This is a genomic window from Desulforamulus profundi, assembly GCF_002607855.1.
The window spans coordinates 1-25,522 of the sequence record NZ_AWQQ01000042.1; the positions used below are offsets into that span (position 1 = coordinate 1).

Sequence of the window (25,522 nt, forward strand, 5' to 3'; positions counted from 1 at the left end):
GTGAAGCAGACCACCTGGATGATTTAACTTACGACCCGATAATAGCCTAGGAATTACATCATTTGTAAAAATGTGGATTAAAGGACTACCTCTTAAGTGGTTGTTCCTTTAGCATAAAGTAAAATGGGTTAATTGGTGTATACACCCAAATAATTACAAAATTATACAATTATATCTTCCAATTATTACCTTTTAATTTATGCGAAAGTTTTATGCAACGCTAGTGTCCTTATACAGAATAAAACAACGGGAGAGCGTAAACTCTCCCGCTGCGGTGAGGGCTCAACCGGTACCTATGCTGGAAGAAGCTGTGCCGGTTTCCCTTCCGTTCAGATTAACCTCTTTGCTGGGGCTGCTCAAGAGGAGCGGCGTTGATGATTTGGGAGATGTTGCCACTGGCCAGAGCCTGCTCAGCAAAGGCAACCATTTTCTTGGTCATGTTACCACCAACATAACCATTTACCCGGCTGGGCAGAGAACCTTTGTCAATTTGGGCGTAGTTGGAAAGACCTAACTCACTGGCGATTTCATACTTCATTTGGTCCAGAGCGTTGCTGCGCCGGGGGTTACAGGTTGGTTAGTGTTACGTTCACCCATTTTAAATTCCCTCCTTGAGTTTTGTTTTATTGTGTGGGTCTATCTTTATTATGATCAAAGAGGGATTTTAAATACGAGATAAATTATGACAGTAATTATAGGATCAGGGAAGGTTTCCATTTCAAAAAAATAACTTACAAACCATATTTAGATTTTGTTTGTTATTTCACTTTGAATGGTGTTTACTATCAGTCAGAAAAGATTGCATTTAGTATCCAGCTTGTGACCCCTGTTATAATTGCCCCCGCAAAAGCCCCACCAAAACTGTAAACGTGAAACCCGGGAACCAACCAGGAGACCAGACCAAAGGTGACAGCATTAATTACCAGGATAAATAACCCCAGGGTCAGCACGGTCATGGGAAAAGTAAGAAAGACCAGGATTGGCCTGATAAAAGTATTGACAAAGCCCAACACCAGAGCGGCCAATAGAGCCGAAGCAAAACCGTCAATTTGAATGCTGTCGATAAGATAGTCCGCCGCCAGCAAAGCAGCGCTGTTTAATAGCAAGCTGAGGACCCAACCCATTTTTATTCACCTCCGCTTTCATCATAATTTGTCCGGGGATTTCATGTCAATGCAACAGCCAGAAGGATAATCACAACTTAAGGAGAAAAAATAAACTTTGGGGAAATAACATTGTTTTTGGAAGGGGGCTGGCCGTCCTTGGCTTCTTTACAGGAATGCCTTAAAAAATGGGAAAAGAGTACCATTATTTACCTTCATTATATCCAGGGCATGTCGTCCAATGAGTACAACAACGGCTTTGCGGACGGTCTGGAAATGGCCTTAAAGTCTTTTCAGGAGCATGTAAAAGAGTGTCCTGATTATCAAATTACCGGGGAGGTGGAAGTGGAATGAATTTAAATATTTATCCGGTCGTAAAAGTCCTCAACGGGCAGTGCGATGAAATTTCCTGCTTTGATACAGAAGAAGCTGCCACGGAATATGCCGAGCAGACAGTGAGAAGCGAACTCTATGATGTTGTGTCCATCTTTCGTGTTATTTTAAATAACCCCAACGTCCAGTTAACGATCAAGGAGTTTAGAAGGGGCACCTGCGGCTAGTTTCAAAGTTCGAGGTTAGAGGTCGAAGTTCGAAAAGAGGGGGAGAGGCAGATGGGTGAAATTGTAGATTTGATTACAGAGGATATGGAAACTCAGGGTAATATCGAGTTTGCTATTGAAGACCAGGATTTCTTTAATCATGAATTAAAAGAATATACCGTCTTTTATAAAATTGTTGGCGAGTCCAGAATAAAACTGTTTAGAAATAACCGCATGGAGCTGGTGTTTGTTCGATTAAACGATGATTGGATGCGCCAGGCAAAACTGGACATCACCGGCGCTGCGTCGCCCCTGGAGATTCGGCTGAAGTGGGATAACGGGTCGGTGGATGAACTTTTTGTAAGAAAGCCCGGCCAAGACGAATTTCAAAGGACTGCCTCCATACAAATTGACAACTAATTTTTTTGCCAAATTTAAGGATGAATTGAAGGAATTTGGAACTCCCTGGCGAAAAAAGTAGAGATAAAATGGGAATTTTTTGGGGGTTGTGTTAGTCAAATGAAAAAAGTACTGTTTCCGCTACTGGGTGCGATGTATTTGGGGCTAACAACCATCGGCAGCAGAGTCTACCGTTTTCTTTACGAGGAAGAAACAAAACAGGGGATCAGTATTGAAATGTGCCGTCCCTGGGAACGCCGGCGGGGAAACTATCCCTACCAGAACTCGTTACGTTAAAAAGCAGCCATAAACCAGGCTGCTTTTTCTTTATGCTTTTTCCAGTTCGGATAATTTATCCGAGGGACCAAAGACAATCAGTTCATCACCGGGAAGCAGAATGTCATCCGGGCCGGGACTGGTAACGGCATGGTCGCCCCGGTTGATTACCAAAAGCTGGCAGCCGTATTTTTCCCGCAGGCCGGATTCCTTAAGGCTTTGTTGGCCAGGGATGAGTGACTGCTCACCGTTAATTCTTCCAACTGGAAATAAACATTATGGCGTTCAAAAAGGGTTTGTACAAAGGCAACACTGGCCGGCTTGATGGCTGACATGGCCATCCGCCTGCCTCCCAGGGTGGAGGGGGCAATCACACTGTCGGCGCCGGCCCGTTCACAGAAGTTGGTGGCAAAGTGCTTTTGATAGAGAAATTAAACGAAATATTCCTACGCAATTTAACAAAGGTGTTATATAATTAGACTTTGGGTAAAATTATTTTGTACAGCCCTGGAGGAGGAGCTTATGACAGCGTTAAATGAAATAAGAAATATTGCCATTATCGCCCACGTAGACCATGGCAAAACCACCCTGGTAGACGGTATGCTGAAGCAAAGCGGCATTTTTCGGGAGAACCAGGTTGTCCAGGAAAGAGTCATGGATTCCAACGACCTGGAAAAAGAGCGGGGCATTACCATCCTGGCGAAAAATACTTCCGTTCGCTATCAGGGATACAAAATAAACATTGTGGACACTCCCGGTCACTCGGATTTTGGCGGTGAGGTGGAGCGGGTCTTAAAAATGGTGGATGGCGTCCTGCTGCTGGTGGATGCCTCGGAAGGGCCGATGCCGCAAACCCGCTTTGTCCTGCGCAAGGCTTTGGAACTGAATTTGGTGCCGGTGGTGGTGGTGAACAAGATTGACCGCCCGGATGCTCGGATCAATGAAGTGGTGGATGAAGTTTACGAGTTATTCTTTGAGCTGGGGGCCAATGATGAACAATTGGAATTCCCGGTGGTGTACGCGGTTGCCCGCCAGGGCACAGCCACCATGGACCCGGATGTGCCGGGCAGCGACTTGAAGCCGCTGTTTGAGACCATTATCAGCCATTTTCCGGCCCCCCATGGGGACCCGGAGGCGCCTCTGCAAATGCTGGTGAACAATACGGAATACGACTCTTATATTGGCCGCATTGCCGTCGGTAGAATTTCCCAGGGCAGCATTGCCGGCGGTCAAACGGTGGCGGTCATCGACCATAAGGGCAATCTCAAGAACTACCGCGTCGGGCGGGTTTACGTCTTTGAAGGATTGGAACGGCTGGAGGTACCCCGGGCGTCCTGCGGGGAAATCGCGGTGGTATCCGGCCTGGAAGATATTAAAATTGGGGAAACCATTGCCGACAAGGACAACCCGGTGGCGCTGCCGGCCATTACGGTGGATGAGCCAACCCTGGAAATGACCTTTATGGTCAACGACAGTCCCTTCGCGGGCCAGGAAGGGGATCATATCACCTCCCGCAAACTGAGGGCCAGGCTGTACAAGGAGATGGAAAAAAATGTAAGCCTGCGGGTGCAGGATACCGACTCGCCGGATGTCTGGAAGGTGGCCGGCCGGGGAGAACTGCACTTGTCCATTTTGATTGAAACCATGCGGCGGGAAGGCTTTGAACTGCAGGTCTCCAAGCCGGAGGTCATCTACAAACGGGGGGACAACGGGGAACTGCTGGAGCCCATGGAAATGCTGCTGGTGGATATTCCGGAGGATAAAATGGGACCGGTAATGGAGATTTTGGGCAACCGGAAGGGTGAAATGATCAATATGGGGCCCAACGGTCCGGGGCAATTACGCCTGGAGTTCAAAGTCCCTGCCCGGGGGTTGATCGGCTTCCGTTCCCAACTGCTGTCGGAAACCCGGGGGCACGCGGTGATGAACCATACCTTTCTGGGTTATGAACCTATAAAGGAGATATCAAACGGCGCTACCAGGGTGTGTTGATTGCCTTTGAGTCCGGAGATGCCACCTTCTACGGACTGCACTCCGCACAGGACAGGGGCACCCTGTTTGTGACCCCCGGCACCAAAGTCTACGAGGGTATGGTGGTGGGGGAGCATGTACGGGAGCAGGATATTGAAGTGAACGTTTGCAAGAAAAAGCAATTGACCAACTTCCGTTCCAGCACCGCCGAGGCCACCGTTAAACTGGAGGAACCCCGCATCATGAGCCTGGAAGAGGCCCTGGAATACCTGAGTGATGATGAACTCCTGGAGGTGACCCCCAAGAGCCTCCGGATCCGGAAAAAACTTCTGGATAAAAACGAAAGGTCCCGGGCGAAAAAACTGGCCTCCATTGAGAAGTGAGAAGTGGGAAGTTAGAGGTGAGAAAGGGTTTAAGAGAAAAATTTTTACTTAAAATACGAAAGGGCAGCCTCTTGTTTAAGGGCTGCCTTTCTCTGTTATTGCTAATATTTCTGGGCCAGGCCGCTGTCAAGGATATTCAGGTCTTTATCCAACCTGGTATAGGCAGTGAAGGGGTGGCGTCCCCGGTACCGGTAGCGTAAATCCGTCCAGCTTACCAAATAACCGGCACCCGTTTCCTTTACGGTGGCCAGGGGATGCCGGGCAAAATTTGTAAAGACACGACCGGCGGGGCTTTTGGCTGCGGCCTCTGCCGCCGGACCTTTATTGGTAAAGAACCGGCTCTCTTCCACAACCCTGCCTTTATGATTATTTAGCCACGGATAGACAAAAATGTCAAATAACAGGCGTTCCGGCAGGGAATGCAGCAGGGTCGGAGAAATACTACAGTAACGGAGCCGGAAATCAGAAAAAGAGACTGACACAACTAGGGGGCTTGGAATTGCGACTAAACCGTAAACTGGAACACATTGAACTGTCCTTGGGGCAAAGCAGCGTCGAAGGCGCCACGGGATTTAATGATATAACACTGGTGCACAACCCGCTGCCCCAGCTTGACTGGGAGGATGTGGATGCCTCCTGCGTATTCCTGGGCAAACAACTGAAGGCGCCCCTGTTAATTAACGCCATGACCGGAGGGCATCCCCAACTTGAGAGTATCAACCACGGCCTGGCCAGGGCGGCAGCGGCCGCCGGGGTGGCCCTGGCGGTGGGGTCCCAGCGGGCGGCCCTGGAGGATCATTCTACCCGGTCCAGCTTTACTGTTGTCCGGGAAGCCAATCCGGACGGAGTCATCCTGGCCAACCTGGGTGCCAACTGTTCCCTGTCCGAGGCCCGAGAGGCCATCGCCATGATCCGGGCAGACGGCATCCAGCTGCATCTCAATGCTCCCCAGGAACTGGCCATGACCGAAGGAGACAGAAGGTTCCGGGGTCTGTTGGAAAACATCGGACACCTGGCCGGGCAGTTGGAGGTCCCCGTGATTGTCAAGGAAGTGGGTTTTGGCATGCCCCGGGAAAGTATCCGACGTATTGCCGGGGCCGGTGTTACGCTCATTGATGTGGGCGGCGCCGGGGGAACGGATTTTATGGCCATTGAACAGGCCCGCTCGGGCAGAGATGCAGGCTTCAGCTGGGGCATCCCAACTGCCGTCAGCCTGCTGGAGGGTCTGGCGGAGGAAAATGAAGAGGTTTGTTTGATTGCGTCCGGCGGCATTCAACATGCCCTGGACTGCGTTAAGGCCTTATCCCTGGGCTGCTTCCTGGTGGGCATGGCCCGCCCGCTGCTGAAAATTTTAATCCATGGTTCCGTAGAGGAACTAACCCTTTATTTGGACAGACTCATTGAAGATATCCGCCGGGTTATGCTCATGCTGGGCGCAAAGACCGTCCGGGATTTAAAGAACGCCCCTGTTATTATAGAAGGACAAACCTATCACTGGATGTGCCGCAGGGGCATCGACGTTAGTCACTATGCCAGGCGGCAGGGCCTACTCTGAAAATCAAATAGCATTTTCTTACAGCGGATTGAAAATTTACCTGCATAATTAAACCGGCCTACCATATTATTTGGTAGATGGAAGCTTGGGGGACGGGCCGGTGAGAAATTCGGTATTTTTAATTGTAAAACCCAGACAACTGCTAAGACTGTTGGTTGTGCTGGCATGCTTGATTACCATCATTAACGTGGTGCGAGAGAACATAAAACCGCCCGGTATTGATCTGCAGCCCCACAGCGAGCCGCCGGAAATTGAGCGGGGGGAGTTCTTAAGCTGGGAAGAGGTGGATAAGATTTTCCACCGCTATACCAATGCCACCGTGGTGGATGTGGACACCAGTTTAAGTTTCCGGGTGCAGCGCCGGGGAGGAACCTATCATGCGGATGTGGAGCCGCTGACCACCAGGGACACCGCCATTCTAAAGGTGATTTATAACGGCCAGTGGAGTTGGAAGCGGAAGGCGGTGGTGGTGGAAGTGGGAGGACGCCGGATTGCCGCTTCCATGAACGGGATGCCCCACGGGTCCGGCGCCATTCGGGGCAACGACTTTGAAGGTCATTTTTGTATCCATTTCCGGGACAGTAAGGTCCACCAGTCCGGCAAAGAAAAACTGGCCCATCAAATGATGGTCTGGAAGGCGGCCGGCAAGTTCAGACAAATGATTACTGCCATGGGCCCGGAAGAAGTGATTGAGGTCCTGATTACCGCCTTGGACCAACAGGATGTTACGCTGGCCCTTAAAACCCTGCATAAACCCACGGACAACCGCCGGGCTGACCTGGAATCCATCGCCGCCCAAATTTCCCGTATTAAGGTGCAGCGCATACGGTCCGAAGGGGGAAGCCCTGAAACTTTCTGGGTGTACCTGACCATCCGGTACCAGGAAAGTTCCAAGGACAGCGAAAAAAAGATTGTGCTGCAGGTGGTGAATGAAGGGAAAGCGGGGTACAAAGTGATCAGTGATGGCCTGGAAGAAATTTTAAACCGCAAAACCTCGGTTGAAATAACCGATACCCACATTTTTGATGAAACCGATGATTGCAATTAGGCAAAACCCCTGAGAAAAAAGCCAGGGGTTTGCCTTTGTATTTTTTGCCCGGCCAGCAAAAATATGGAGCCAAACCGAAGTCACAGGTTATCTGTACTGGCACATAAAGTCATTTCTCTTAGTAAACTAAAGAAGCAAAGGAATATATTGTTTACCCGGTTATCCGGGTATTGGGACAGCAGGTTCTTTTATGGATTGCCTACCGGAATTTTCAGAATGCCGGGTTGATCAATGACATTCTTGCCACCATTTTCTTAAAGGGCAAAATCACTCTTTGTTGAATACACATAGGGTAAGCATGACACGAAAGGAGCTTTTGTCAAGTGCGATCTCATCTGTATCCTGCTTTTACGATGGAGCCCGAGGATTTTGAGCGGGCGCTCCCTGCGGCCATTAAATTTTCCCAAAATCATGATATCCCTGCCGGGTACTGAGGCAAGGTGACCTTTATACCCTTTGCTTTGAAGATAAAGCAGTTTCCAGGGGTATTGTCTACAGTCACCGTTATGAAGAGGAATTGGACCGCAAGTTTCGCAAGTACGCCATTTACGACGTTGTTTACCTGACCAAAGAGGAGTTCGCAAAGGGACTCAGCTGCGACCAAAGTGAATAAAACAGGCAAAACCAGGTGTGCACCTGGTTTTGCTTTTTACCGGAATTTATTTTGCATTGGCACGGTGTTGTTCCGCCATCATCCTGTAATGGCGGGCCGATTCGCGCAGACCGCTTCGTTCTTCGTCCGAAAGGGAGCGTATGACCCGGGCCGGCGAACCAACGGCCAAAACGCCGGGAGGGATCTCTTGCCCCTCTTTCACCACTGAACCCGCCCCAATCAATGCCTCCGGACCGATTTTTGCGCCGGTGAGAATGATGGCGCCCATCCCGATTAAACACCCGTCACCAATGGTGCAACCGTGAAGAATAGCCCCGTGCCCCACGGTTACTTCCTCGCCGATGACCAGAGGGACGCCTTCGTTCTGATGCAGCAAACAACCGTCCTGGATATTGGTGCCGCGGCCGATGCTCACCCTGTCAACATCCCCGCGGACAACGGAATTATACCAAATACTCACGTTCTCTTGCAGATCAACCCGACCCACCACCACCGCGCCGGGAGCGATATACGCAGAGGCATGTATCTTTGGTGAATGCTCCAGATAGGGAAGTATCAACGTATGTACCTCCTTTTACGTTGTGCTTCTTATAAACAGGTCACGCTCTTCATCATGAAGTTATCCCAACCATGATGGTTGGGATAACTTTATAGTTGAATATAGATACTCTTTTCTGTTTCGTTGTAGGTGGCGGGGAATTTACCTTTCTTGTCGATGCCAAAATACTGCAGAAAGCCCTTTGCGCCAATGCGGGTTTTATTTAAGATCAGGCCACTGTCAGGTGAGGCTGCAGTAATTCTGATCACTTTGCTGTCTCTATCAAAAGCAAGTTCCACGTGATCAGCATTTAACTTTGCTACCAGGTTTCGGTTTAGGGTGATGTGGTTTTTAGAGACTGAGACGTAATTTTCTGAACGGGGGTAATACACTTCAAATGTCATTTTAGGGTAACCTCCTATTTTTTGTTGATTATACTGCGATTAACAGAAAATGTCAATTGGAAGAATGTTATCTTTTGTAGTTTTGGGAATTTTTATTAAATAGTTTACTGTTAAACCATAGTATTTTAGGATTAAGGTTCATATTTAACTTTACGTTAAGATGCCATTAACAGGTCTGTGGAGCGCCGGTAAATTACCCGCCCCGCATGGAATTGCATTGTCAACGGCAGGACTGTGCATTAGAATGAAAGTGGAAGAAGGGTGATTTAAAATGAAGCTTCGCAGGTGTCTTATTTTTGTTATTATACCGGTATTGTTATGGCAGTCTATGTATCTGCCTTTGGCCTCCGCGGGCACCGGCGAGGTTTTAAAGCAGCACCGGCTTTTAAAACAAAGGGAGCAGCAGATCGTGGCCGAACTGGTAAAGATGGAACTGGCTCTCGACCGGACGGACAGGGAATATGCCCGGGTTCAAGCCAGTCTTTTGCAGACCAGATCAAACATTCCGGCGGCCAGGGAACAGCTCGCCAGGTCCAAAGAGATTTTGAAGCATGCCCGGCAGAGGCTGAACCTGTGGCTAAGACACCTCTACATGGAAGGCCGTACCCATTATCTAATGATTCTCTTAGGGGCGGTTAACCTGGGGGACTTTTTAAACAGGCTGGCTCTGGTGGGAATGCTGGTATCCCGGGGGGTTGCGGATTTAAATAAAACCCTGGAGGCGGTGGAAGAGGTTAAAGAGAGGGCTGCAGAACTTGACAAACTGGAACGGCAGTTGGTCAACCAGCAAAAGGAACTGGCCGGTGCGTTAGCACAAATGAAATCACTCCGGTTGGCCAAGCAGCAACTTCTGGCGACCACCAGGCGGGAACTGGGCGAAAACCATGGCAAAGTGTTGACCGTGGTGGGTGGTTTGCACAACACCTTAAAACCCCTGGAAACCCTGCTGGCCAGGTTTAAAGACGCCCCCTGGGATCAATACCGCCCCGACCGCCTACACTGGCTGGGGACCAGGGTTAAGGCCGAATACAGCGCCAGCACCATATCAAAACTGCTGTTTAGCGGCACAAGTTTGGGGCACCCGGTGGAGGCCATTTTTGCCAATCAGTTGTTAATTATCAAGGGGACCAACCAGGAACAAATGGATTTTGCCATTGCCGGAGAACTGACGGTTGCCGGAGGAAATGTACGCTATAAAATCAAGTCGATCCAGGTGGGAGACATGGCTTTCGATAGGGAACTGGTGGACATGATTGCCGGGGAAGAAGGGTTGATCTACCGGTGGGCCTCCTAATGGGCTGGCGTTTGCAGGATATCCAAATTGACGAAGGCAAAGCTGTTTTTGAGCTTGTCCCGGCATAAAACAACCCTGCCTGATCGGAGGGCAGGGTCGGTTACCGGTTAGGAAATTTTTTGGATCGGGTCCACCACCTTACGGCGGGAAGACTGTTCGTCGGCATAATCGCTGGAGATCAGGTACAGGCTTACCCAAAGGTCGTGCTCGTTGGGCTTGCCTTCTAATTCTCTGGCCACTTCTTTAAATTTCTTTTCTACCCTGTCCTTAAAGCCGGAGAATTCCGCCAGCATATCAATGACGTCCCGCTGATTGTAGGCGGCCCCTTCCTTTAATACCTTTGCCAAAATTTACACCCCCTGTAAATACTTTCCGCAATATGCAAGATTATTATACTTCTTACAAGTTATTTCTGTTAAGGGGTATAAATTGTCAAATCATTCCCTACTTTGTAAAACAGGACCGGGTATGTCCAACCGTTAAATGAAGAAAGGGCCTGTATAAGGCCCCCTACGTTACTAATTTGGATACGAGAAAACCGGTTGGGCAGTTACTGTTGTTGATTATACTGCCAGAAGGGCTGTGTGGCTTGACCGCCAAAGGCCCCGAGCTGCCCGCTGAGGTAACTGGCCTGTGCGGCGCTGAGTCCATAGGTGCCAAGGTTCTGACCAAGGTTTTGGTAGTTTTGGCCGGACTGGCCTGGACTGATATATTGCCCCATCGAACCCTGGCCACCGGCGAACTGGCTGCCACCGGTTTGACCGGCTTGTCCGTAACCGCCACCGAAACCGCCGCTCACATATTGACTCATGTTGCCAACACTGCCCATGGCCTGCGGAGTGACGGAAGCGCTGATGATGTTGCCCTGGCTGCCGGTTTGACCGGTCTGACCGGTTTGACCGAATTGTCCGAAACCCTGTTGGTTTTGCTGGTTATAAGCGCTGAAAGCACCGACGTTACCGCCGGTCTGGCCATATTGCTGGCCGCCAAAGCCGCCAAACTGCTGGCCCTGGGTGAACTGGCCAGGATACTGGGTGGTGTACTGGCCGAATTGAGCGGGCTGATAGGCCTGGGCGCCGGCAACCTGGCTTACTTCCTGGCTCATATGCCGGGCAGTCTGAGTAACCTGCTGCAGCTGCTGGGCGGCATTGGCCTCGCGCTGGGCCATCTGCTGCAGCTGCTGGCTGTTTTGTTGCTCCGACTGCTGCAGCCGGCTGCAGATTTGTTCAATCTGATTGATGTCATTGCGCAGGTGGCTGATACGGTCTTGCAGTTGCTGAATACTTTGGTTCATACCGCGACCTCCTATAGGAATATTCAGGCTAAAGCCTATCAATATTCTTTTCCAAAGATCAAAACATATACCTGATTTTTGAAAGAAGGCCAAAAATTATTGTCTTATTTCAAAGGTAGCGCAGTTGGTGTCCTGGCATTCGTCCGCGCTTCTGCCGGTCACTTTAATGGCATTCGCTTCACAGAGGTTACCGTTTACCCAGTACTTGCAGCTTTCTACGATGCAGACCACTGCGGGGGTGATTTGCTGCCCTCCTTTGAAGGGGCCGGAAATCAGGCCTCCCCAGTTTACATTGTCCAGGGAACCCAGGTAACTGGTCAGGCCGCTCCTTTTGTAAAAGGTTTTACATTTCGTATGGGCGTCTTTTTCTGCCATGCGACCTTCTTCTTCGTACAAAATATCAATGTTGGCAGCGCCACAGAGGTCGCCCGGCAGCCAGTGGGTGCAGGTATTGACTTCGCATACGACTCTGGGACTTTTGTGGGGCATCTTAATCACCTCATTTTATTTTGGGTTATAGTGTGCCCCGATTATTTTTGAATATAAGCATTCCTAAACAAAGGGATGCCAAAAGGATTTATTTCAACTCCCTGAAGATTTTTGGCCACACCAAAACAATCCTGACCGTAGGTAAGGAAAACCATCGGCGTATCCTGCAGCACGATCTGCTGGGCATGATAGTACAGCCTCTGTCTGATTTTTTCATCGTGCTCCTGCTGGGCAGCGCTGATCAGGCGATCTACTTCACTGTTTTTGTAATGGGTTAGATTGGTTTGGGAAACGGCATCCGAGGCCAGCAGCGTGTATAAAAAGTTGTCCGGGTCCAGATTGTCCCCCACCCAGCCAAACAAAAAGGCATCTCCTTCTTGTTTGCGCAGGGCGGATTTAAATTCGTGCCAGGGATAGGATTTTACCGTTACCCGGATGTTGGCCTCAGCCAGCTGCTTTTTAATGATACCGGCCAGTTCCGTTCCTCCCAGGGGATTGTAAGGTCTTACGGTATTATATGTGATTAGTGTAATATCCAGGCCGTCCGGGTAACCATAATTTTTCAAAAGACTTCTGGCTCTTTGCGCTCCACCGGAGTAGGGTTCAAGTTCCCTGTTATAGCCCAGGATTTTAGGCGGCAGAATACTGTTAGCAGCCAGCGAGGGGTCGCCGAACAGTTCTTGGGCAATGGCGCCCCTGTCAATGGCCATGCACACCGCCCGCCGTGCTCTGGAGCTGTTGAAGGGGGGCCGGTTATTAAACATTCCCAGGTAGCCAAGGGATGGCGAGGGCCGGCAAATGACAGACACTTTTTCTGCATTTATGTGCTCCGCTTGCCGGGCCGCCAAATCCGCAATACCTGAGGCACCGGAATTTAATGAGTTCAGTCGCTGCTCCTGGCTGCCCGGAGAAAAGGCAACGGATTGAATCCTGGGCTTTTGGCCCCAGTAGCGCCCGTTGGCCACCAGTACCGGGGTATTATCACGCCATTCTGCCAGATAATAGGGACCGGTGCCAACCGGATTTTTATTAAACTCTTCACCAAATTTTTTCACTGCGGCAGGACTTATGATAGGGGCCGCCCAGGGCATGGCGAGATTTCTGAGAAAAGGGGAATAGGGTGAGCGCAAGTTAAATTTAATGGTATAATCATCAAGTATTTCCATTGATTTCACCATACCGAAGGTAAAGCTGCCATAGATCATGTTATCCTTTTTGTGAGGGGGAAGCTGCCTTTCCACCGAGAGCTTGACGGCCTCGGCAGTAAAGGGGGTGGTATCGTGGAAATACACGTCCCGTCTTAAATAAAAGGTCCAGTAAAGGCCGTCCGGAGAGACCTCCCAGTTTGTGGCCAGGCAGGGTTCGATCTCGGTTGAATTGGGTTTAAAACGTACCAGACCTTCAAAAATATTGGCCAGGACCTTTGCTTCGGATAAATTGTTGGCCTCTGCGGGGTCCAGGCTTTTAACAGGCTCTGCGACAGCATAGGTAAGGTCAATTTGTCCGGGAACTTCCTTTTTTTCACCCGCAGCCGGCAGATGTTCTTTGTTATGGTTGATGACCACCGAAAAAAAGCTTAGAAATAAAAGTAAAAAGGCTATTTGATAAAGCTTGTTGCGCATTGTTTCTACCCCCGTTATCTGAGTTTGGCCTATTTGAATAATTCTTCCATTTAATGTAAAATCCTTCAATGTAAAATGGGTTTATTGAAGACTTAGGAGAAGTAAGACACAAGAATAATATAAAAGGAGAGTTTTTATGTCAGTTAAGTTTGGCTCCGCCGGGGCTCCGGAATCCTTTTATGCCCAGGGGTTTAAAAGTTCGCTGGACATGCCGGCCTGGTTGGCGGATATGGGGTTAACGGCCTATGAATACCAGTGCAGTCGCGGTGTGAAAATTAAAGAGGAGATGGCCAGGGAATTAGGGGAGCGGGCACGGCGACATGGGGTCGCATTGTCCATCCATGCGCCTTACTATATTAACCTCAGCACAGAAGAACCTGAAAAGAAGGTTAAAACAAAAGGATATATCCTGGATTCCCTCCGGGTGGCCCGCTGGATGGGAGCCACCACGGTGGTATTTCATCCCGGTGGCGGACCGGGGACCGATCGAAGGGGGACCTTTGACCGGGCAAAAACCTTGTTTAAAGAAATCCTCAGGGATGCAGCGGAGGAAGGGCTGGACGATATTTTACTGGCCCCGGAAACCATGGGCAAACTGAATCAAATCGGTTCCCTGGATGAAATACTGGAATTATGCACCATGGCAGAGAAGGTGGTGCCGTGTGTTGATTTTGGCCACTTGAATGCGGTAACTCAGGGAAACCTTAAAAGCAAGGAGGATTTCGCCAGGGTTCTGGACAAGATTGCCGTCACCCTGGGAAAGGAAGCGCTTGCCGGTTTGCATATTCATTTTAGCCCCATTGAATTTACCAAAGCCGGCGAGAAAAAACACTGGACACTGAAGGAAAGCTACCTTTACGGCCCCGATTTTACCCCTCTGGCAGAACTTATTTGGGAGCGGTCCCTGGAGCCCGTAATCATCTGTGAGTCGGCCGGCACACAGGCGGAAGATGCCCTTGTTTTTAAACAAATTTATGAAAAATTGAACCCCAATAAATAAAGACGCCGGTTGGCGTCTTTATTTATTACTTGGTAATTATGTTTTGTGTAAATTATAGATAACTTGTAGGACAATATTTGTTTTTCTACCCATACAAAATAACTTAAGTACCAGGTACCTTTTTGCCTGATTGGGTAATTAGTGGATTTCCACGTTCTCCCCGCCGGCCTGACGTAAGGTCCGGGCGGCTTGTTCAGCCTTGTCATCATCGGCTTTTACCGAGACCAGCATCTTGCCCTGGCGAATGCGTTGTTCAAATTCGCGACCCTTTTCCGCAGGAATACCATAGTCGGCCAATCCTCCGGCAATACCGCCGGTGGCGGCGCCGGATAACATGGCAGCAATAGGACCGGCAGCGATCAGGGGACCAAAACCAGGAATGGCCAGAGCCCCGGCACCCAGGGCGAGACCGGCCAACCCACCAATGGTAGCACCGCCGGTGGCGCCGTCAGCTATACGGTCCCCACCGGTGAAATTGGTAATCATGGGATCTTCAGGTCTCTTTTCTTCACCCTTGGCCACCGCAGAGATTTCCTTGTCAAATCCCTGTTGGCGCAACTCGTTTATGGCTCTTTCTGCCTGTTCACGGAAGGAAAAAAATCCGGTAATTGTTTTCAATTGATCTGCCTCCTTTTAGATTTATTGACCGTTCAAATTTAGATTGCCCATCCATAAACGTCTCATTCCTGCCAAAAAAACTTGGCTTTGCAATAATTTTATTGTCTTGGAAAAAAACAGTTTATTTTTAACCGGAGTTTGGTATAATATGTTTTGTGTTCAGGGAAAATGATCGAAAGAAATAACAAAAATGGAAGGAGAACTGAGAATGCTACCGACTCCCAAGAAATATTTCGTTACAGCCGGGTCTTCTGAAGGCAGAAGCAAGTTAACGGCATTTGACAACGCTTTATTAAAAGCCCGTATAGGCAACGTTAACCTTTTAAGGGTGTCCAGCATTCTGCCTCCGGGCTGCGAGCATGACCCCGACCTGGTACTGCCTCCCGGTTCCCTGGTCCCCACTGCGTACGGTTATATTGTAAGTGACGTGCCCGGGGAAGTGATTTCCGCCTGTGTAGGTGTGGGCATCAACTCCAGTGACACCTTTGGCGTGATTATGGAGTTTTCCGGCAAGTGCAGCAAAGAGGAAGCTGAACAAGCCATTACCAATATGGTGAAGGAAGCCTTTGAAACCCGTGGGATGGAACTAAAGGAGATAAAAATCGCTTCTACGGAACATAAGGTGGAAAAAATCGGCTGCGCCCTGGCTGCAGTTCCCCTTTGGTATTAAAAGAAGGAGGTTTTGGCATCCATGGAATTATGGTATTCAGAAAGAGGAATTGTTCCCGGTCTTGCTTTAAGTGTGGAGGTTAGCAAGGTACTGCACGAAGAGCAAACAGAATTCCAACACCTGGCCATCGTAGACACCCCGCTCTATGGCCGTATGTTGTGGTTGGACAACATTATCATGACCAATATCAAAGACGAGTTTGTTTATCATGAAATGATCAGCCATGTGGCTTTAAATACCCATCCCAATCCGAAAAAAGTGCTGGTTATCGGCGGCGGCGACGGTGGCGCCATCCGTGAAATCATCAAGCACCCCAGTGTAGAAAAGGCTGTACTGGTGGAGATCGACCGCCGGGTGGTGGAAACCAGTAAAGAATACCTGCCGGAAATCGCCGGTGCCCTGGACGACCCCAAAGTAGAAGTGCTCTATGAAGACGGCATTAAATATGCAAAAGAACATAAGAATGAATTTGACGTTATCCTTGTGGATTCCACCGATCCCATTGGCCCCGCCGTAGGCCTGTTTGAGGGAGATTTTTATAAGAACTGCTATGAAGCCCTGAAGGAAGACGGTATCTTTGTGGCCCAAACCGAATCGCCTTACTATAATGAAAAATTAATTCCCAAGGTGCAAAAGGACATCCGCTCCCTTTATCCCATTACCAAGCTCTACCTGGCCTTTATTCCCACTTATCCGGGCGGTTGCTGGAGTTTTACCATGGGGTCCAAGAAACATGACCCGGAGACTGTGGATTTCAGCACCCGGCCAAACTATCCCGCCCGCTACTATAACCACGGCATTCACAAAGCCGCCTTTGTGCTGCCCAATTTTGTGCATGAATTAATCAATAAATAATCGGAGGGTAACCATGTTTGACCTTCTGGACAATAACAGCGGCTTCATGGGCGCTTCCCAGGACTACGACCGTTCCCACATAGTCCTGGTGGGAGCGCCGATGGATTTTACCGTCAGCTTTCGCCCGGGAACCCGTCAGGGCCCCCAGTCCATCCGGCAGGTCTCCATCGGCCTGGAAGAATACAGCGTCATGCTGGACCGGGACCTGGCCGATTACACCTATTTTGATGCCGGGGATGTTTCCCTTCCCTTCGGTCATGTGGCGGAGAGTTTGCAACGTATCGGCCAAGTTGTGGGCCACATCCTGAAGGATGATAAATTCCCCCTGGTAATGGGGGGAGAGCATTTAATCAGCCTGCCGGTCATTAAACAGGTGGCCGCGAAATACCACGGGCTGAAAATTCTCCACTTCGATGCCCATGCGGACCTGCGGGAGGATTATATGGGCCAGCCCCTTTCCCATGCCTCGGTCATTCGACGGGCGGTGGATCTGGTGGGAGGAAAGAATATTTACCAATTCGGCATTCGTTCCGGCACCAGGGATGAGTTTGCCTACGCCAAAGAGAACACCAACATGTTCGTGGGGAGGGTGCTGGAACCTTTAAAAAAGGCACTGCCTGAGCTGGCAGGACACCCGGTGCATATTACCCTGGACATTGATGTGGTGGATCCTGCCTTTGCCCCGGGCACCGGCACCGCCGAGCCGGGCGGCTGTTCTGCGGCCGAAATACTGGAAGCCCTTTATATAATGAAGGATTTGCATGTGGTGGGTTTTGACCTGGTGGAAATTAGCCCGGTTTATGATCCCTCTCAACGAACCGCCATTTTAGGCTCCAAACTGGTTAGGGAAGCCATTCTGGCCTTTGGCAAAGGGTCAACGTAAAGCCGAGGTTAAAATTTCCTAATGAAGCGTAAAAAATCTATTTGACTTCTGAAGTTAGTTTTTGTATACTTATCAATGTCAGCGGCGAACGCTGGTGATTGGAGCTGTGGTGTAGTGGCCTAACATGCCTGCCTGTCACGCAGGAGATCGCGGGTTCGACTCCCGTCAGCTCCGCCACATATTTGCCTCGATAGCTCAGTTGGTAGAGCAGCGGACTGAAAATCCGCGTGTCGCTGGTTCGATTCCGGCTCGAGGCACCATACTTTCATCTTACGTGCGGAAGTGGCTCAGTGGTAGAGCATCGCCTTGCCAAGGCGAGGGTCGCGGGTTCGAATCCCGTCTTCCGCTCCATTGTTGTCTGGCGGCATAGCCAAGTGGTAAGGCAGAGGACTGCAAATCCTTTATCCCCCAGTTCGAATCTGGGTGCCGCCTCCAGTGGCAAGAACTCCTAAAGGGTTGTTTAGGAGTTCTTGCTTTTTATGTTATGTCAAAATAATGACAAAAAGTTTGCATATAAAAGAGGAAAATGGACCATCTTGTGTCGAAGTGATATTTATCACAAATCTATGCGTTTTTTAGGGGTGTTAGAGGGATGCTGGAGACCTGTAAGCGGTGCCGGTACGGAGTTGAAATCATTCGCGGTGATTATAAGTGTGAAAAGCAAGAAATAAAGATTCCCAGGGATGAGGCCCTGTATCCTTTTAGACGTTGCAGCTTGTTTGTATTTAAAAACAGTTTAATCAAAATAAAGAGACTCCAACAAAATGCCGAACTCCCCAGGCGGGCCACACCTGAAAGTGCCGGTTTTGACCTGCATACCCTGGAAGATTTCTCCCTTAATCCCGGGGAGCACAAAGCCGTGCGGACAGGCTTGGCCTTTGAGATCCCTCCGGGATACGCCATGCTTATTTACCCTCGCAGCGGCATGGCCAAAAACCATGGCATAACTCTGAGCAATGCAGTGGGTGTAGTGGATTCTGATTACCGTGGGGAGGTTATGGTCCTGCTGCACAATGCGGGGGAGCATAAAGTATCCTTTGAGGCCGGGGACAGAATCGCCCAGGCCATTATCCACACACTTCCCGATATTGAACTGGTTGAATGTGAGGAATTAAACGAGACAGAGAGAGGGAAGGGTGGTTTTGGCAGCACTGGTATATAATTTGCCAAGAATCTGACAAAAAACCTCTTGCTAAACCAATTGACATATGGTACAATTTATAACTGTCGGCAGTGCCTCGATAGCTCAGTTGGTAGAGCAGCGGACTGAAAATCCGCGTGTCGCTGGTTCGATTCCGGCTCGAGGCACCATATTTTTCATCATTAAGTGTGCGGAAGTGGCTCAGTGGTAGAGCATCGCCTTGCCAAGGCGAGGGTCGCGGGTTCGAATCCCGTCTTCCGCTCCATTGTTATCTGGCGGCATAGCCAAGTGGTAAGGCAGAGGACTGCAAATCCTTTATTCCCCAGTTCGAATCTGGGTGCCGCCTCCATAATGATAAGAATTCAAGTCACCTGCGGGGGCAGCAGGTGATTTTTTGTTTTTATACCCTGTCTTGCCTATAAAAATCTCGGTGTCTATAACACCGAGATTTAACGTCTTTTTCTTTTGGAAGATCTGGTCTTCTGGGCGGTAATTCTGGGTTGATTGAAAACATCAGGCAGGTAAGTGGGTGCTGCTGCCACAACGGAATCGCTGATTTCTTCTAAAACCTTGGTAACAATTTTTTTCTGCTCAGAGTTATCAACGATGTCGATGGTAGAATGTATAATAGGAAGAGAAACTTTCGCCCTGGGTTTGGCCTCTTCAAAAACCATGGCCGGTTCCGGAACGGAGCTAACCTGTTCGGATTCTGAATTGGTACAGGACTTGCTGATTGTAGAATAGTTAGCCAGGGTTAAAGCCGAGATCTGATAATTTAGTGAATTTGCCTGTGCCAGGGTTTCTTCCAGGGCCAAAACCTCTTCGGGAGTACCTTCCACTCCCAGCGCTTTAATAGCGTCCTCCTGCATTAAGCGAACCCACTCAGCCACAACATCCAAGCATTCCTGCAGTTCCTTAAAGCTTTTCCGGATTTCAGCTCCGATTTGTTTTTCCAGTTCTTCCTGGCGAATGGAGAGATTTAAAACCTCATTTCTTTGGGATCTGGTTAATGATGACAACGGTTTGTCCAGACCGTTTATCCTATCTACAATTTGGCGATATTCCCTAAACACTGCAATACCCCCTACGCTGTTTCCCTTTTTATTCGCTAAGCAGCCAGGAATTTCCTTCCAGTTGTTAAAAAATAAGTTAAAATTTTCCAATAGCTGCATAGGTTTTAAGTTTACCTTTTATCGGTGGTACAGGAGTGGTATACTCTATAATAAAAAATTGCAGGGACGTGATAAAGTGGAATCCATGTTGTCCTTCTACGGCAACCTATCCAAAACACAATTGTTGTTTATGTTTATCGCCGTTACAGTGGCGCTGGCCGCCGTTATTATCGGCTTTAACCGGAAATACGGTGATAAATGAATCCATAACTTGGATATTGACTTGTCCTCTTTACCTGTGCTATATTTATATTCGTCGGCGCGAGATGCGTGCGGAAGTGGCTCAGTGGTAGAGCATCGCCTTGCCAAGGCGAGGGTCGCGGGTTCGAATCCCGTCTTCCGCTCCACTTTATGGAGCTGTGGTGTAGTGGCCTAACATGCCTGCCTGTCACGCAGGAGATCGCGGGTTCGACTCCCGTCAGCTCCGCCATACTTTTTCATAATAATCTTGAAGTATTGACAAAAACATAGCAAGGTTGTTATACTAATTAAGCTAAAGCTGAATAACCTGCCCGGGTGGCGGAACAGGCAGACGCACAGGACTTAAAATCCTGCGGTGGCAACACCGTGCCGGTTCGACCCCGGCCCCGGGCACCAATAAAATCAAGGCTTAAAGCCGAAACACCCTCCTTAACCAGGAGGGTGTTTTTGTGTCTATGTCGCCAAATGTCGCCAAAATTAATTTCATACTATCCAATGCGACACCTAAATGGGCAGAAAAGAAGTAACATAACCCTTGTCAGATCAAAAACATATACTTTGCTGTAGAAAACAATCCAAATAGATAATACCAGACTACCTCTCTGCAAATAATAAGCCTGTAAGGATACCACGGTTACCAAATAAAAATTAAAAAACTTTCGGTGAGGGTTTAGAAATGCTCAAATATATAAGTGTCATCTTTCTAGTATAACGTTTCCTAAATAACCTTAGTATTTATTCTCTATTTCGTCAGGAATACGGGTTAGGATCAGCTGCCAGGTAAAGTAAAGCTATTAAGGAAACTAACTACTAGTATGCCTTAGCTTACTATACCAGACACCGGTTTACTCTCAAGGGAAAGAGGATTTCTCCATATGAAAAGATAGAGCAGGGCGTTAATGCTGATGACATTTATAATCATTTCAAAGGGATGGACAGGTCCTACGACGGCCCCCTTCCCTGGGAAAACGATACAAAATTTATAAAAAGAATAACTAAGTACAATGCCACCATTAAAATGGCTGCCTATAAAGCCACGTTACACGACCCGCTTCCCGGAGAAGGATTTAATATCGGACTGGCTGCCAGGCAAAATCTTTTCTCAAAACAATACCATTGGACCCTATACAAGCTACAAAGGGTACCAGACCGGACCTACCTATGCGGGATGTAACGTGACAAGGACTGTGGGCGGGGGAGTCTGTAAAATTGCTTCTTTACTCTACAATGTAGCCACCTTGAGTGACTTAAAAGTGATTATGCGCAGCCCCCATTCCATGACCGTACCCTATGTATCCCCAGGGCAGGATGCCACTGTCTTTTATGGTGTGAAAGATTTCCGTTTTATTAATGATACCGAAGGGCCTGTGGTGATTTGATCCCAGAAGGTTGGCGACACTGTTTATATGGCTCTGTACGGGGTGAAAGAGCCGCCGAAAGTTACCTGGTACCACCGGGTTACCAAAAGAGCCAAATACTGGACGGTTCGTCGACTAAACCGTAACCTGGCACCCGGTGAGGAAAAAGTTGTGATGCCGGGGCAGGAAGGGTTAATTGTAAAATCATTGTAAAGGTGGAATACCCGGACGGTACAGTAACTTCTAAAAGACGAGGAACCAGCTGGTATAGCGCGAGCCCGTGTATCATTCAACACGGGCCCCGTAAGATGTAACCTTTATTTTTATAACCAATACCGTTTGCAGGCTGAGGAGTGTGGGAGGCCCAAAAAGCCTCCCGGGTGGCATAACAAGGTCAGGAATGAAAGGGAAAGGATTTATATCCTGGATGGCAGAGTAAGAGTGGGTTACTCCAGGATTTTTCTTAATATATTCTTTCATCTCCGTTAGGGCTTCGTAAAGATAATTTACGTCACTTTGCCAGTTGACAAAGGTAACCAACAGGAGCAAGTTAAATACATCGGACATTTCCACTTGAATATGAACCTTTTCCCTGAGCCAGCTTTCAGCCCAGAGACCACTCACCTTGAGGTTTCTTAAGGAGATATTTATCTTGGTTGGGTCCAGTCCAAAAACCCCCGGTCTCCCAATCATCTCCTCCCCAAAAACATTGAATTCCTCAATGTCCTTTATTTTCTTTCTCAAGATCCAGGACAGTTCCAGGACGTTTTCCGCCAACTGCCTGCCGTGACCGGCCATTTGGCCCTTGCCCCATCCAGGGAGGCCAGTAAAAGGTAAGATGTGCTGGTACTCTGCAGAAGCTGGAGACTTGCCTCTAACCTTTGCCTGTTCAGTTGTTCTCCCTTGACATGCAGCATGGAGGCCTGGGTAAAGGAAGTCAACATTTTATGGGTTCCCTGCACACAGGCATCAGCACCGGCTTCCAGGGCTGAAATGGGTAAATTGTTATTTCCTACATGATCAAGTAAAGGGATAGGAATAATAACCATGACTGCGAGGTGAGAGCTTGCTGCGAATCATTGTTTTCATTGTTTCTTTACTGGTCCTCCCCGGGTTCTGCTGGGCAGGGGAGATGCTGGGGCAGGTTGTCATTGACCCGGGGCACGGCGGCTATGACCCTGGAGCAAGCCGTAAAGGGGTTCTGGAAAAACACATTAATTTGCAAATCTCATTGGAAATAAAGAAACTGCTTCAAGGGAACAAAGTAGACGTGATTTTAACCCGGGATGGAGATTACAACCACGCTATTCCCGGATTACACGGGAGGGACGCCAAAAGGTACGATTTTGAACGGCGAATAGAGCTGGCCAAAAACGCTAAGGCAGATGCGATGGTCAGCATTCATGTGAATGTGGGGAGGCGCAAGTGTTCCGGCCCGGAAGCCTTTTATTTTAAAAAGTCCGCCCAGGGCAAATTGCTGGCGGAATGTATCCAGAAAGAACTTCACCAAATTCCCGGGGTTAATCATCGTGTAATAAAAACAGGTAGATATTATTTGCTTACGCATACCGACATGCCCTGTATCATTGTGGAAACAGGGTTCCTAAATAACCCGGAGGAACGGGAAAAACTCATAGATAAAAAATACCAGCAGACACTGGCCAGGGCCATTACAAAAGGAATTATTGGTTATCTTAAAGTGAAGGATGCTCCGCCTGCGGGGGATATAAAAGTCCCGGACTATCTTCGAACCTATTTAACAAATCTACACAAGAAGGTGACTCAATAGATGAAGAAGCTGCAGCGATGGGGAGTCATTCTATTTGCCTTAGTCTTGATTGCGGCCTTGGGGTACCGGGGGCTAAAAAATGTTGTATTCGACGCAACAGAGACCGTCTCGACCAGGCAGCCGGTGCTGGCCATTGTTATTGATGATTTTGGCGGGGCAGATAACCACGGAGTAGCGGAGTTACTGGCATTGAATAAGCCATTACAGTGGCGGTTATGCCCAACCTGGTTCATTCCGTTGAGCAGAGCAAAGAGGCTTATAAAAGAGGACATGAAGTGATTTTACACCAACCGATGGAACCTCTGCGGGGCAAGGCCTACTGGCTGGGCCCGGGTGCCATCAAGTCAAGCATGAGTCAGGAGGAAATAAAAAAGACCTTTACTGAAAATCTAAAGACAGTTCCCCATGCCAGGGGTTTTAATAACCATACCGGCTCTAAAATAACCAGCAGCAAAGAAAAAGTCACCCCTATGTTGGAAATTGCCAAGAGCAAGGGGTTGTATGTTCTGGACAGCCGGACCTCCCAGCATTCCCAGATCATACCTGTAGCCAGGTCCATGCAAGTTCCTTGGATAAAAAGAGATATTTTCTTGGATAATATAAAAAGCAAAGGTCACATCAAAAAACAAATTATGAAGGCCTGCGAAGTGGCTAAAAAGCAAGGTTATGCCGTGGCCATCGGGCATGTGGGCCAGGGCGGGAGGGTAACTGCCAGTGCGGTTAAGGAAGCTATCCCTTTGATTGAAAAAGAGGGGGTTAAACTGGTACCCCTTTCGGAGATTGTGAAATTAAAGAATGGTAACGGAAAGGTATAAAGGAGGTCTAAGGAATCCTGCGGCGGTTGGTAGGAATATCAACACCTTTTATATTTCCTGACAATGGAACCTTTTATTGACATGATGTCTATGACGGCGGGCTTGCCGGGGGAAATGTTTCCCTGGATGACCACCAACCCGGACACTTTTCACAGGTTTAGCCGGGGATGGATGTGGTGCTGGGCGGGGATTTATTGGCAAAAGGTTTATTTGGCGGTGAAGCACTAAACAGATCGTTCTGAAGAAAAAGGAGGCGATTTTATGGAGTTGGCAAAATGGATAAACCTCATCTTTGCGGTTATCGCATGGGGAGCGGTGCTTCTTTTGGTTAAACCCCAGCGCATAAAAGAACTGTTGCCCGTGGGGTTGCTTGCGGCAATCGTCTTGTTGGCAGGTAATTTGGCTTTTAGCACCCTGGGCCTGTGGGCCTGATTCGCTTTATCAATCGTTGATTCCAGTTGCAGGCATACCCTTTTTCAACCTGGTCTGGGGTATTGCCGATGGAATTCTGGTAATGAATTATATGAGAAAGGATTTTGCAGCTAAGCTGCCGATTCTGTTGTTGTTTACCATTGTGGCGGAGGTGTTTACTTATATTGCCTTGCAGGTTGGAAATCTTTCCTTCCTGGGAAACTATAATATGGCGATTGATTTTGCTGCGAACTTTGTATTCTTGATATTTTTTGTGACTGTTTCGGAAGGGTTGTTTGGGAGAAGAATTCATCATGGATAATGTTATTAGGCAGGTATGCGTTTTTCTCCATATCAATCAACACTGTTAGCTCATTCTTAATCCACCCCGGTAGGGTAGCGGTGCAAGCCAGAGAATGACCTCTTAGAATCGGTTCTGGGAGGTCGTTTTTTTACTCAGTAAAATAAAAATTTATTGTCAATGTTGTGTACAGTAAAAATTCCAAGAGAGAACCACAGCCTAAATATGTTATAATTTACCAAAGGGAAAATGGGGCAGAATTTCATCATTCATGAAAGGAGAATTGTTTGTGAATCATTTAATTAGTATTTGGAATCAAATGAATCCAAGGCAGAAAGATTGTATTATTCATGAAATCCTTTTTGATGAAAAAGCCATAAAAAAAGACACATATTTTTATCATGTTTGTGCTAAGTCAGATTACTATGTTAAAAAGAATGGAATAAAAAAGAGTCTTCCTTTTGATACAGACCATTATCTTCCACCTTATACTGCTGACATAAGGTTTGCCATCGCGATTGCAGAAAAAATGGACTTAACTCTACAGCCTTATAAAGATACCAGTATAGAAAATAGCTTAAATTTTCGTTGGAAGGTAGGTATTCGTAATATAAAGGATGAAAATTCCAATGATTATACTAAGTGGATTACAGGTGATAATTTAGCAGACACCATCTGTTTAGCTTTATTTTTGCAAAATACTTCAAAGTTTAAAGGCGATATTTCTACATCATCCTTTGAATAATTAACTCTTCATTTACAACTAATCAGTGAAAAAAG

At 48.2% G+C, this 25,522-nt stretch carries 36 protein-coding genes, 10 tRNA genes and 1 pseudogene; 33 read left to right on the top strand and 14 right to left on the bottom strand.

Features of this window, described 5'->3' with window-relative positions:
• Positions 1–334 precede the first annotated feature (334 nt).
• Both P378_RS06025 and P378_RS06030 read right to left on the bottom strand, forming a co-directional pair.
• Complete coding sequence (locus P378_RS06025; RefSeq protein ID WP_099082623.1) at positions 335–538, bottom strand: alpha/beta-type small acid-soluble spore protein; 204 nt, start codon at positions 536–538, stop codon at positions 335–337.
• 247 nt (positions 539–785) lie between these two features.
• Positions 786–1,124 carry a phage holin family protein gene (locus P378_RS06030; RefSeq protein ID WP_099082624.1) on the bottom strand — a complete coding sequence of 113 codons (339 nt, stop codon included), beginning with the start codon at positions 1,122–1,124 and terminating at the stop codon, positions 786–788.
• Between the two features lie 138 nt (positions 1,125–1,262).
• On the opposite strand from P378_RS06030, the gene P378_RS06035 reads away from it, so the two are divergent.
• The 4 genes from P378_RS06035 to P378_RS19425 all read left to right on the top strand — a co-directional run bounded on the left by P378_RS06035 (position 1,263) and on the right by P378_RS19425 (position 2,338).
• On the top strand, positions 1,263–1,457 hold the full coding sequence (locus P378_RS06035) for a cap-binding protein (protein ID WP_099082710.1): 195 nt from the start codon (positions 1,263–1,265) through the stop codon (positions 1,455–1,457).
• Entirely contained in the window at positions 1,454–1,663 is a 210-nt protein-coding gene (locus P378_RS06040) for a hypothetical protein (protein WP_099082625.1), read from the top strand. Before P378_RS06035 ends, P378_RS06040 begins: the two co-directional genes overlap by 4 nt.
• Positions 1,664–1,714: 51 nt before the next feature.
• The gene (locus tag P378_RS06045; protein WP_099082626.1) at positions 1,715–2,062 is read left to right on the top strand and encodes a hypothetical protein; all 348 of its coding nucleotides are present in this window, start codon (positions 1,715–1,717) and stop codon (positions 2,060–2,062) included.
• A gap of 99 nt (positions 2,063–2,161) precedes the next feature.
• Positions 2,162–2,338: a hypothetical protein gene (locus P378_RS19425; protein ID WP_180261001.1), complete on the top strand. Its 177-nt coding sequence runs from the start codon at positions 2,162–2,164 to the stop codon at positions 2,336–2,338.
• A gap of 30 nt (positions 2,339–2,368) precedes the next feature.
• On the opposite strand, the gene P378_RS21175 is transcribed toward P378_RS19425, so the two are convergent.
• Both P378_RS21175 and P378_RS21180 read right to left on the bottom strand, forming a co-directional pair.
• Positions 2,369–2,491, bottom strand: coding sequence for a TrkA C-terminal domain-containing protein (locus tag P378_RS21175; RefSeq protein ID WP_238472948.1), 123 nt, complete (start codon positions 2,489–2,491; stop codon positions 2,369–2,371).
• Positions 2,485–2,658, bottom strand: a complete 174-nt coding sequence (locus tag P378_RS21180) for a hypothetical protein (protein ID WP_238472949.1) — start codon at positions 2,656–2,658, stop codon at positions 2,485–2,487. Before P378_RS21180 ends, P378_RS21175 begins: the two co-directional genes overlap by 7 nt.
• Before the next feature lie 181 nt (positions 2,659–2,839).
• Between P378_RS21180 and typA the strand changes: the two are divergent.
• Positions 2,840–4,671: pseudogene (typA, locus tag P378_RS06055) on the top strand (translational GTPase TypA).
• A gap of 101 nt (positions 4,672–4,772) precedes the next feature.
• Here typA and P378_RS06060 read toward each other — a convergent pair.
• Positions 4,773–5,021, bottom strand: a complete 249-nt coding sequence (locus tag P378_RS06060) for a hypothetical protein (RefSeq protein ID WP_143338422.1) — start codon at positions 5,019–5,021, stop codon at positions 4,773–4,775.
• Between the two features lie 149 nt (positions 5,022–5,170).
• Here P378_RS06060 and fni point away from each other — a divergent pair, with 149 nt between their 5' ends.
• Both fni and P378_RS06070 read left to right on the top strand, forming a co-directional pair.
• Positions 5,171–6,226, top strand: coding sequence for a type 2 isopentenyl-diphosphate Delta-isomerase (gene fni / locus P378_RS06065; RefSeq protein ID WP_099082629.1), 1,056 nt, complete (start codon positions 5,171–5,173; stop codon positions 6,224–6,226).
• A 100-nt stretch (positions 6,227–6,326) separates the two neighbouring features.
• Positions 6,327–7,274: a hypothetical protein gene (locus tag P378_RS06070; protein ID WP_099082630.1), complete on the top strand. Its 948-nt coding sequence runs from the start codon at positions 6,327–6,329 to the stop codon at positions 7,272–7,274.
• 659 nt (positions 7,275–7,933) lie between these two features.
• Here P378_RS06070 and P378_RS06080 read toward each other — a convergent pair.
• Both P378_RS06080 and P378_RS06085 read right to left on the bottom strand, forming a co-directional pair.
• Positions 7,934–8,446 carry a gamma carbonic anhydrase family protein gene (locus P378_RS06080; protein WP_099082631.1) on the bottom strand — a complete coding sequence of 171 codons (513 nt, stop codon included), beginning with the start codon at positions 8,444–8,446 and terminating at the stop codon, positions 7,934–7,936.
• 89 nt (positions 8,447–8,535) lie between these two features.
• Complete coding sequence (locus P378_RS06085) at positions 8,536–8,829, bottom strand: hypothetical protein (RefSeq protein ID WP_099082632.1); 294 nt, start codon at positions 8,827–8,829, stop codon at positions 8,536–8,538.
• Positions 8,830–9,100: 271 nt separating this feature from the next.
• Here P378_RS06085 and P378_RS06090 point away from each other — a divergent pair, with 271 nt between their 5' ends.
• Positions 9,101–10,123: a coiled-coil domain-containing protein gene (locus tag P378_RS06090; protein WP_238472950.1), complete on the top strand. Its 1,023-nt coding sequence runs from the start codon at positions 9,101–9,103 to the stop codon at positions 10,121–10,123.
• Between the two features lie 107 nt (positions 10,124–10,230).
• Here P378_RS06090 and P378_RS06095 read toward each other — a convergent pair whose 3' ends face one another.
• Positions 10,231–10,470, bottom strand: a complete 240-nt coding sequence (locus tag P378_RS06095; protein ID WP_099082633.1) for a hypothetical protein — start codon at positions 10,468–10,470, stop codon at positions 10,231–10,233.
• Between the two features lie 242 nt (positions 10,471–10,712).
• Here P378_RS06095 and P378_RS19430 point away from each other — a divergent pair, with 242 nt between their 5' ends.
• Entirely contained in the window at positions 10,713–11,492 is a 780-nt protein-coding gene (locus P378_RS19430; protein WP_207654000.1) for a hypothetical protein, read from the top strand.
• A 21-nt stretch (positions 11,493–11,513) separates the two neighbouring features.
• Here P378_RS19430 and P378_RS06105 read toward each other — a convergent pair whose 3' ends face one another.
• Both P378_RS06105 and P378_RS06110 read right to left on the bottom strand, forming a co-directional pair.
• On the bottom strand, positions 11,514–11,906 hold the full coding sequence (locus tag P378_RS06105) for a DUF1540 domain-containing protein (protein ID WP_099082634.1): 393 nt from the start codon (positions 11,904–11,906) through the stop codon (positions 11,514–11,516).
• A gap of 41 nt (positions 11,907–11,947) precedes the next feature.
• Positions 11,948–13,528 carry an ABC transporter substrate-binding protein gene (locus P378_RS06110; protein WP_099082635.1) on the bottom strand — a complete coding sequence of 527 codons (1,581 nt, stop codon included), beginning with the start codon at positions 13,526–13,528 and terminating at the stop codon, positions 11,948–11,950.
• Between the two features lie 136 nt (positions 13,529–13,664).
• On the opposite strand from P378_RS06110, the gene P378_RS06115 reads away from it, so the two are divergent.
• On the top strand, positions 13,665–14,528 hold the full coding sequence (locus tag P378_RS06115; RefSeq protein WP_099082636.1) for a TIM barrel protein: 864 nt from the start codon (positions 13,665–13,667) through the stop codon (positions 14,526–14,528).
• 138 nt (positions 14,529–14,666) lie between these two features.
• Here P378_RS06115 and P378_RS06120 read toward each other — a convergent pair whose 3' ends face one another.
• A complete protein-coding gene (locus tag P378_RS06120) occupies positions 14,667–15,146 on the bottom strand; it encodes a hypothetical protein (RefSeq protein WP_099082637.1) in 480 nt (159 codons plus the stop codon).
• A gap of 208 nt (positions 15,147–15,354) precedes the next feature.
• On the opposite strand from P378_RS06120, the gene P378_RS06125 reads away from it, so the two are divergent.
• The 11 genes from P378_RS06125 (at position 15,355) to P378_RS06175 (ending at position 19,044) form a co-directional block, all read left to right on the top strand.
• On the top strand, positions 15,355–15,816 hold the full coding sequence (locus tag P378_RS06125) for a pyruvoyl-dependent arginine decarboxylase (protein WP_099082638.1): 462 nt from the start codon (positions 15,355–15,357) through the stop codon (positions 15,814–15,816).
• A 21-nt stretch (positions 15,817–15,837) separates the two neighbouring features.
• The gene (gene speE / locus P378_RS06130; RefSeq protein WP_099082639.1) at positions 15,838–16,671 is read left to right on the top strand and encodes a polyamine aminopropyltransferase; all 834 of its coding nucleotides are present in this window, start codon (positions 15,838–15,840) and stop codon (positions 16,669–16,671) included.
• 13 nt (positions 16,672–16,684) lie between these two features.
• Complete coding sequence (speB, locus tag P378_RS06135; protein ID WP_099082640.1) at positions 16,685–17,554, top strand: agmatinase; 870 nt, start codon at positions 16,685–16,687, stop codon at positions 17,552–17,554.
• A 100-nt stretch (positions 17,555–17,654) separates the two neighbouring features.
• Positions 17,655–17,731, top strand: a tRNA-Asp gene (locus tag P378_RS06140).
• Positions 17,732–17,738: 7 nt separating this feature from the next.
• Positions 17,739–17,814: transfer RNA gene (locus P378_RS06145), tRNA-Phe, on the top strand.
• 16 nt (positions 17,815–17,830) lie between these two features.
• Positions 17,831–17,905, top strand: a tRNA-Gly gene (locus P378_RS06150).
• A 9-nt stretch (positions 17,906–17,914) separates the two neighbouring features.
• Positions 17,915–17,989: transfer RNA gene (locus P378_RS06155), tRNA-Cys, on the top strand.
• Positions 17,990–18,146: 157 nt separating this feature from the next.
• The gene (dut, locus tag P378_RS06160) at positions 18,147–18,716 is read left to right on the top strand and encodes a dUTP diphosphatase (RefSeq protein WP_099082641.1); all 570 of its coding nucleotides are present in this window, start codon (positions 18,147–18,149) and stop codon (positions 18,714–18,716) included.
• 73 nt (positions 18,717–18,789) lie between these two features.
• Positions 18,790–18,865 (top strand) — tRNA-Phe (locus P378_RS06165).
• 20 nt (positions 18,866–18,885) lie between these two features.
• Positions 18,886–18,960, top strand: a tRNA-Gly gene (locus tag P378_RS06170).
• A gap of 9 nt (positions 18,961–18,969) precedes the next feature.
• Positions 18,970–19,044, top strand: a tRNA-Cys gene (locus P378_RS06175).
• 100 nt (positions 19,045–19,144) lie between these two features.
• On the opposite strand, the gene P378_RS06180 is transcribed toward P378_RS06175, so the two are convergent.
• The gene (locus P378_RS06180) at positions 19,145–19,768 is read right to left on the bottom strand and encodes a hypothetical protein (protein ID WP_099082642.1); all 624 of its coding nucleotides are present in this window, start codon (positions 19,766–19,768) and stop codon (positions 19,145–19,147) included.
• A 175-nt stretch (positions 19,769–19,943) separates the two neighbouring features.
• On the opposite strand from P378_RS06180, the gene P378_RS22795 reads away from it, so the two are divergent.
• From P378_RS22795 to P378_RS21190, 6 genes are all read left to right on the top strand, one after another.
• Positions 19,944–20,069, top strand: coding sequence for a hypothetical protein (locus P378_RS22795; RefSeq protein WP_274378652.1), 126 nt, complete (start codon positions 19,944–19,946; stop codon positions 20,067–20,069).
• A gap of 70 nt (positions 20,070–20,139) precedes the next feature.
• Positions 20,140–20,214, top strand: a tRNA-Gly gene (locus P378_RS06190).
• A 6-nt stretch (positions 20,215–20,220) separates the two neighbouring features.
• Positions 20,221–20,297: transfer RNA gene (locus P378_RS06195), tRNA-Asp, on the top strand.
• A gap of 80 nt (positions 20,298–20,377) precedes the next feature.
• Positions 20,378–20,464, top strand: a tRNA-Leu gene (locus tag P378_RS06200).
• Between the two features lie 608 nt (positions 20,465–21,072).
• Entirely contained in the window at positions 21,073–21,447 is a 375-nt protein-coding gene (locus P378_RS21185) for a VanW family protein (RefSeq protein WP_238472951.1), read from the top strand.
• Positions 21,448–21,474: 27 nt separating this feature from the next.
• Positions 21,475–21,639, top strand: a complete 165-nt coding sequence (locus tag P378_RS21190; RefSeq protein WP_238472952.1) for a hypothetical protein — start codon at positions 21,475–21,477, stop codon at positions 21,637–21,639.
• 72 nt (positions 21,640–21,711) lie between these two features.
• Here the strand turns inward: P378_RS21190 and P378_RS06210 are convergent, their stop codons facing one another.
• Positions 21,712–22,224, bottom strand: a complete 513-nt coding sequence (locus P378_RS06210; RefSeq protein ID WP_238472953.1) for an aminotransferase class I/II-fold pyridoxal phosphate-dependent enzyme — start codon at positions 22,222–22,224, stop codon at positions 21,712–21,714.
• Positions 22,167–22,475: a hypothetical protein gene (locus tag P378_RS21195; protein WP_238472954.1), complete on the bottom strand. Its 309-nt coding sequence runs from the start codon at positions 22,473–22,475 to the stop codon at positions 22,167–22,169. Before P378_RS21195 ends, P378_RS06210 begins: the two co-directional genes overlap by 58 nt.
• A 17-nt stretch (positions 22,476–22,492) precedes the next feature.
• Between P378_RS21195 and P378_RS06215 the strand changes: the two genes are divergently transcribed.
• From P378_RS06215 to P378_RS06230, 6 genes are all read left to right on the top strand, one after another.
• Entirely contained in the window at positions 22,493–23,215 is a 723-nt protein-coding gene (locus P378_RS06215) for an N-acetylmuramoyl-L-alanine amidase family protein (RefSeq protein WP_238472955.1), read from the top strand.
• A complete protein-coding gene (locus P378_RS21200) occupies positions 23,216–23,494 on the top strand; it encodes a hypothetical protein (protein WP_238472956.1) in 279 nt (92 codons plus the stop codon).
• Positions 23,431–24,030: a divergent polysaccharide deacetylase family protein gene (locus tag P378_RS06220; RefSeq protein WP_238472957.1), complete on the top strand. Its 600-nt coding sequence runs from the start codon at positions 23,431–23,433 to the stop codon at positions 24,028–24,030. The genes P378_RS21200 and P378_RS06220 overlap by 64 nt, the downstream gene beginning before the upstream one ends.
• 261 nt (positions 24,031–24,291) lie before the next feature.
• A complete protein-coding gene (locus P378_RS19435; RefSeq protein WP_180261003.1) occupies positions 24,292–24,462 on the top strand; it encodes a hypothetical protein in 171 nt (56 codons plus the stop codon).
• A gap of 16 nt (positions 24,463–24,478) precedes the next feature.
• On the top strand, positions 24,479–24,763 hold the full coding sequence (locus P378_RS06225; protein WP_099082644.1) for a hypothetical protein: 285 nt from the start codon (positions 24,479–24,481) through the stop codon (positions 24,761–24,763).
• Between the two features lie 268 nt (positions 24,764–25,031).
• The gene (locus tag P378_RS06230; protein ID WP_099082645.1) at positions 25,032–25,487 is read left to right on the top strand and encodes a hypothetical protein; all 456 of its coding nucleotides are present in this window, start codon (positions 25,032–25,034) and stop codon (positions 25,485–25,487) included.
• Positions 25,488–25,522 lie beyond the last annotated feature (35 nt).

What these genes read in the sequence shown, in the direction of transcription:
- P378_RS06220 (WP_238472957.1), top strand. Translation starts at nt 23,431, where the DNA reads ATGCCCAACCTGGTTCATTCCGTTGAGCAGAGCAAAGAGGCTTATAAA.
- P378_RS06045 (WP_099082626.1), top strand. Translation starts at nt 1,715, where the DNA reads ATGGGTGAAATTGTAGATTTGATTACAGAGGATATGGAAACTCAGGGT.
- P378_RS19435 (WP_180261003.1), top strand. Translation starts at nt 24,292, where the DNA reads ATGGAGTTGGCAAAATGGATAAACCTCATCTTTGCGGTTATCGCATGG.
- speE (WP_099082639.1), top strand. Translation starts at nt 15,838, where the DNA reads ATGGAATTATGGTATTCAGAAAGAGGAATTGTTCCCGGTCTTGCTTTA.
- P378_RS06115 (WP_099082636.1), top strand. Translation starts at nt 13,665, where the DNA reads ATGTCAGTTAAGTTTGGCTCCGCCGGGGCTCCGGAATCCTTTTATGCC.
- P378_RS06125 (WP_099082638.1), top strand. Translation starts at nt 15,355, where the DNA reads ATGCTACCGACTCCCAAGAAATATTTCGTTACAGCCGGGTCTTCTGAA.
- P378_RS06025 (WP_099082623.1), bottom strand. Translation starts at nt 538, where the DNA reads ATGAAGTATGAAATCGCCAGTGAGTTAGGTCTTTCCAACTACGCCCAA.
- P378_RS06110 (WP_099082635.1), bottom strand. Translation starts at nt 13,528, where the DNA reads ATGCGCAACAAGCTTTATCAAATAGCCTTTTTACTTTTATTTCTAAGC.
- P378_RS21200 (WP_238472956.1), top strand. Translation starts at nt 23,216, where the DNA reads ATGAAGAAGCTGCAGCGATGGGGAGTCATTCTATTTGCCTTAGTCTTG.
- P378_RS06030 (WP_099082624.1), bottom strand. Translation starts at nt 1,124, where the DNA reads ATGGGTTGGGTCCTCAGCTTGCTATTAAACAGCGCTGCTTTGCTGGCG.
- P378_RS21190 (WP_238472952.1), top strand. Translation starts at nt 21,475, where the DNA reads ATGGCTCTGTACGGGGTGAAAGAGCCGCCGAAAGTTACCTGGTACCAC.
- P378_RS06090 (WP_238472950.1), top strand. Translation starts at nt 9,101, where the DNA reads ATGAAGCTTCGCAGGTGTCTTATTTTTGTTATTATACCGGTATTGTTA.
- P378_RS21180 (WP_238472949.1), bottom strand. Translation starts at nt 2,658, where the DNA reads ATGGCCATGTCAGCCATCAAGCCGGCCAGTGTTGCCTTTGTACAAACC.
- P378_RS21185 (WP_238472951.1), top strand. Translation starts at nt 21,073, where the DNA reads ATGCCACCATTAAAATGGCTGCCTATAAAGCCACGTTACACGACCCGC.
- P378_RS06040 (WP_099082625.1), top strand. Translation starts at nt 1,454, where the DNA reads ATGAATTTAAATATTTATCCGGTCGTAAAAGTCCTCAACGGGCAGTGC.
- speB (WP_099082640.1), top strand. Translation starts at nt 16,685, where the DNA reads ATGTTTGACCTTCTGGACAATAACAGCGGCTTCATGGGCGCTTCCCAG.
- P378_RS06105 (WP_099082634.1), bottom strand. Translation starts at nt 11,906, where the DNA reads ATGCCCCACAAAAGTCCCAGAGTCGTATGCGAAGTCAATACCTGCACC.
- P378_RS21195 (WP_238472954.1), bottom strand. Translation starts at nt 22,475, where the DNA reads ATGGTTATTATTCCTATCCCTTTACTTGATCATGTAGGAAATAACAAT.
- P378_RS19425 (WP_180261001.1), top strand. Translation starts at nt 2,162, where the DNA reads ATGAAAAAAGTACTGTTTCCGCTACTGGGTGCGATGTATTTGGGGCTA.
- P378_RS06085 (WP_099082632.1), bottom strand. Translation starts at nt 8,829, where the DNA reads ATGACATTTGAAGTGTATTACCCCCGTTCAGAAAATTACGTCTCAGTC.
- P378_RS06210 (WP_238472953.1), bottom strand. Translation starts at nt 22,224, where the DNA reads ATGGCCGGTCACGGCAGGCAGTTGGCGGAAAACGTCCTGGAACTGTCC.
- dut (WP_099082641.1), top strand. Translation starts at nt 18,147, where the DNA reads ATGCTGGAGACCTGTAAGCGGTGCCGGTACGGAGTTGAAATCATTCGC.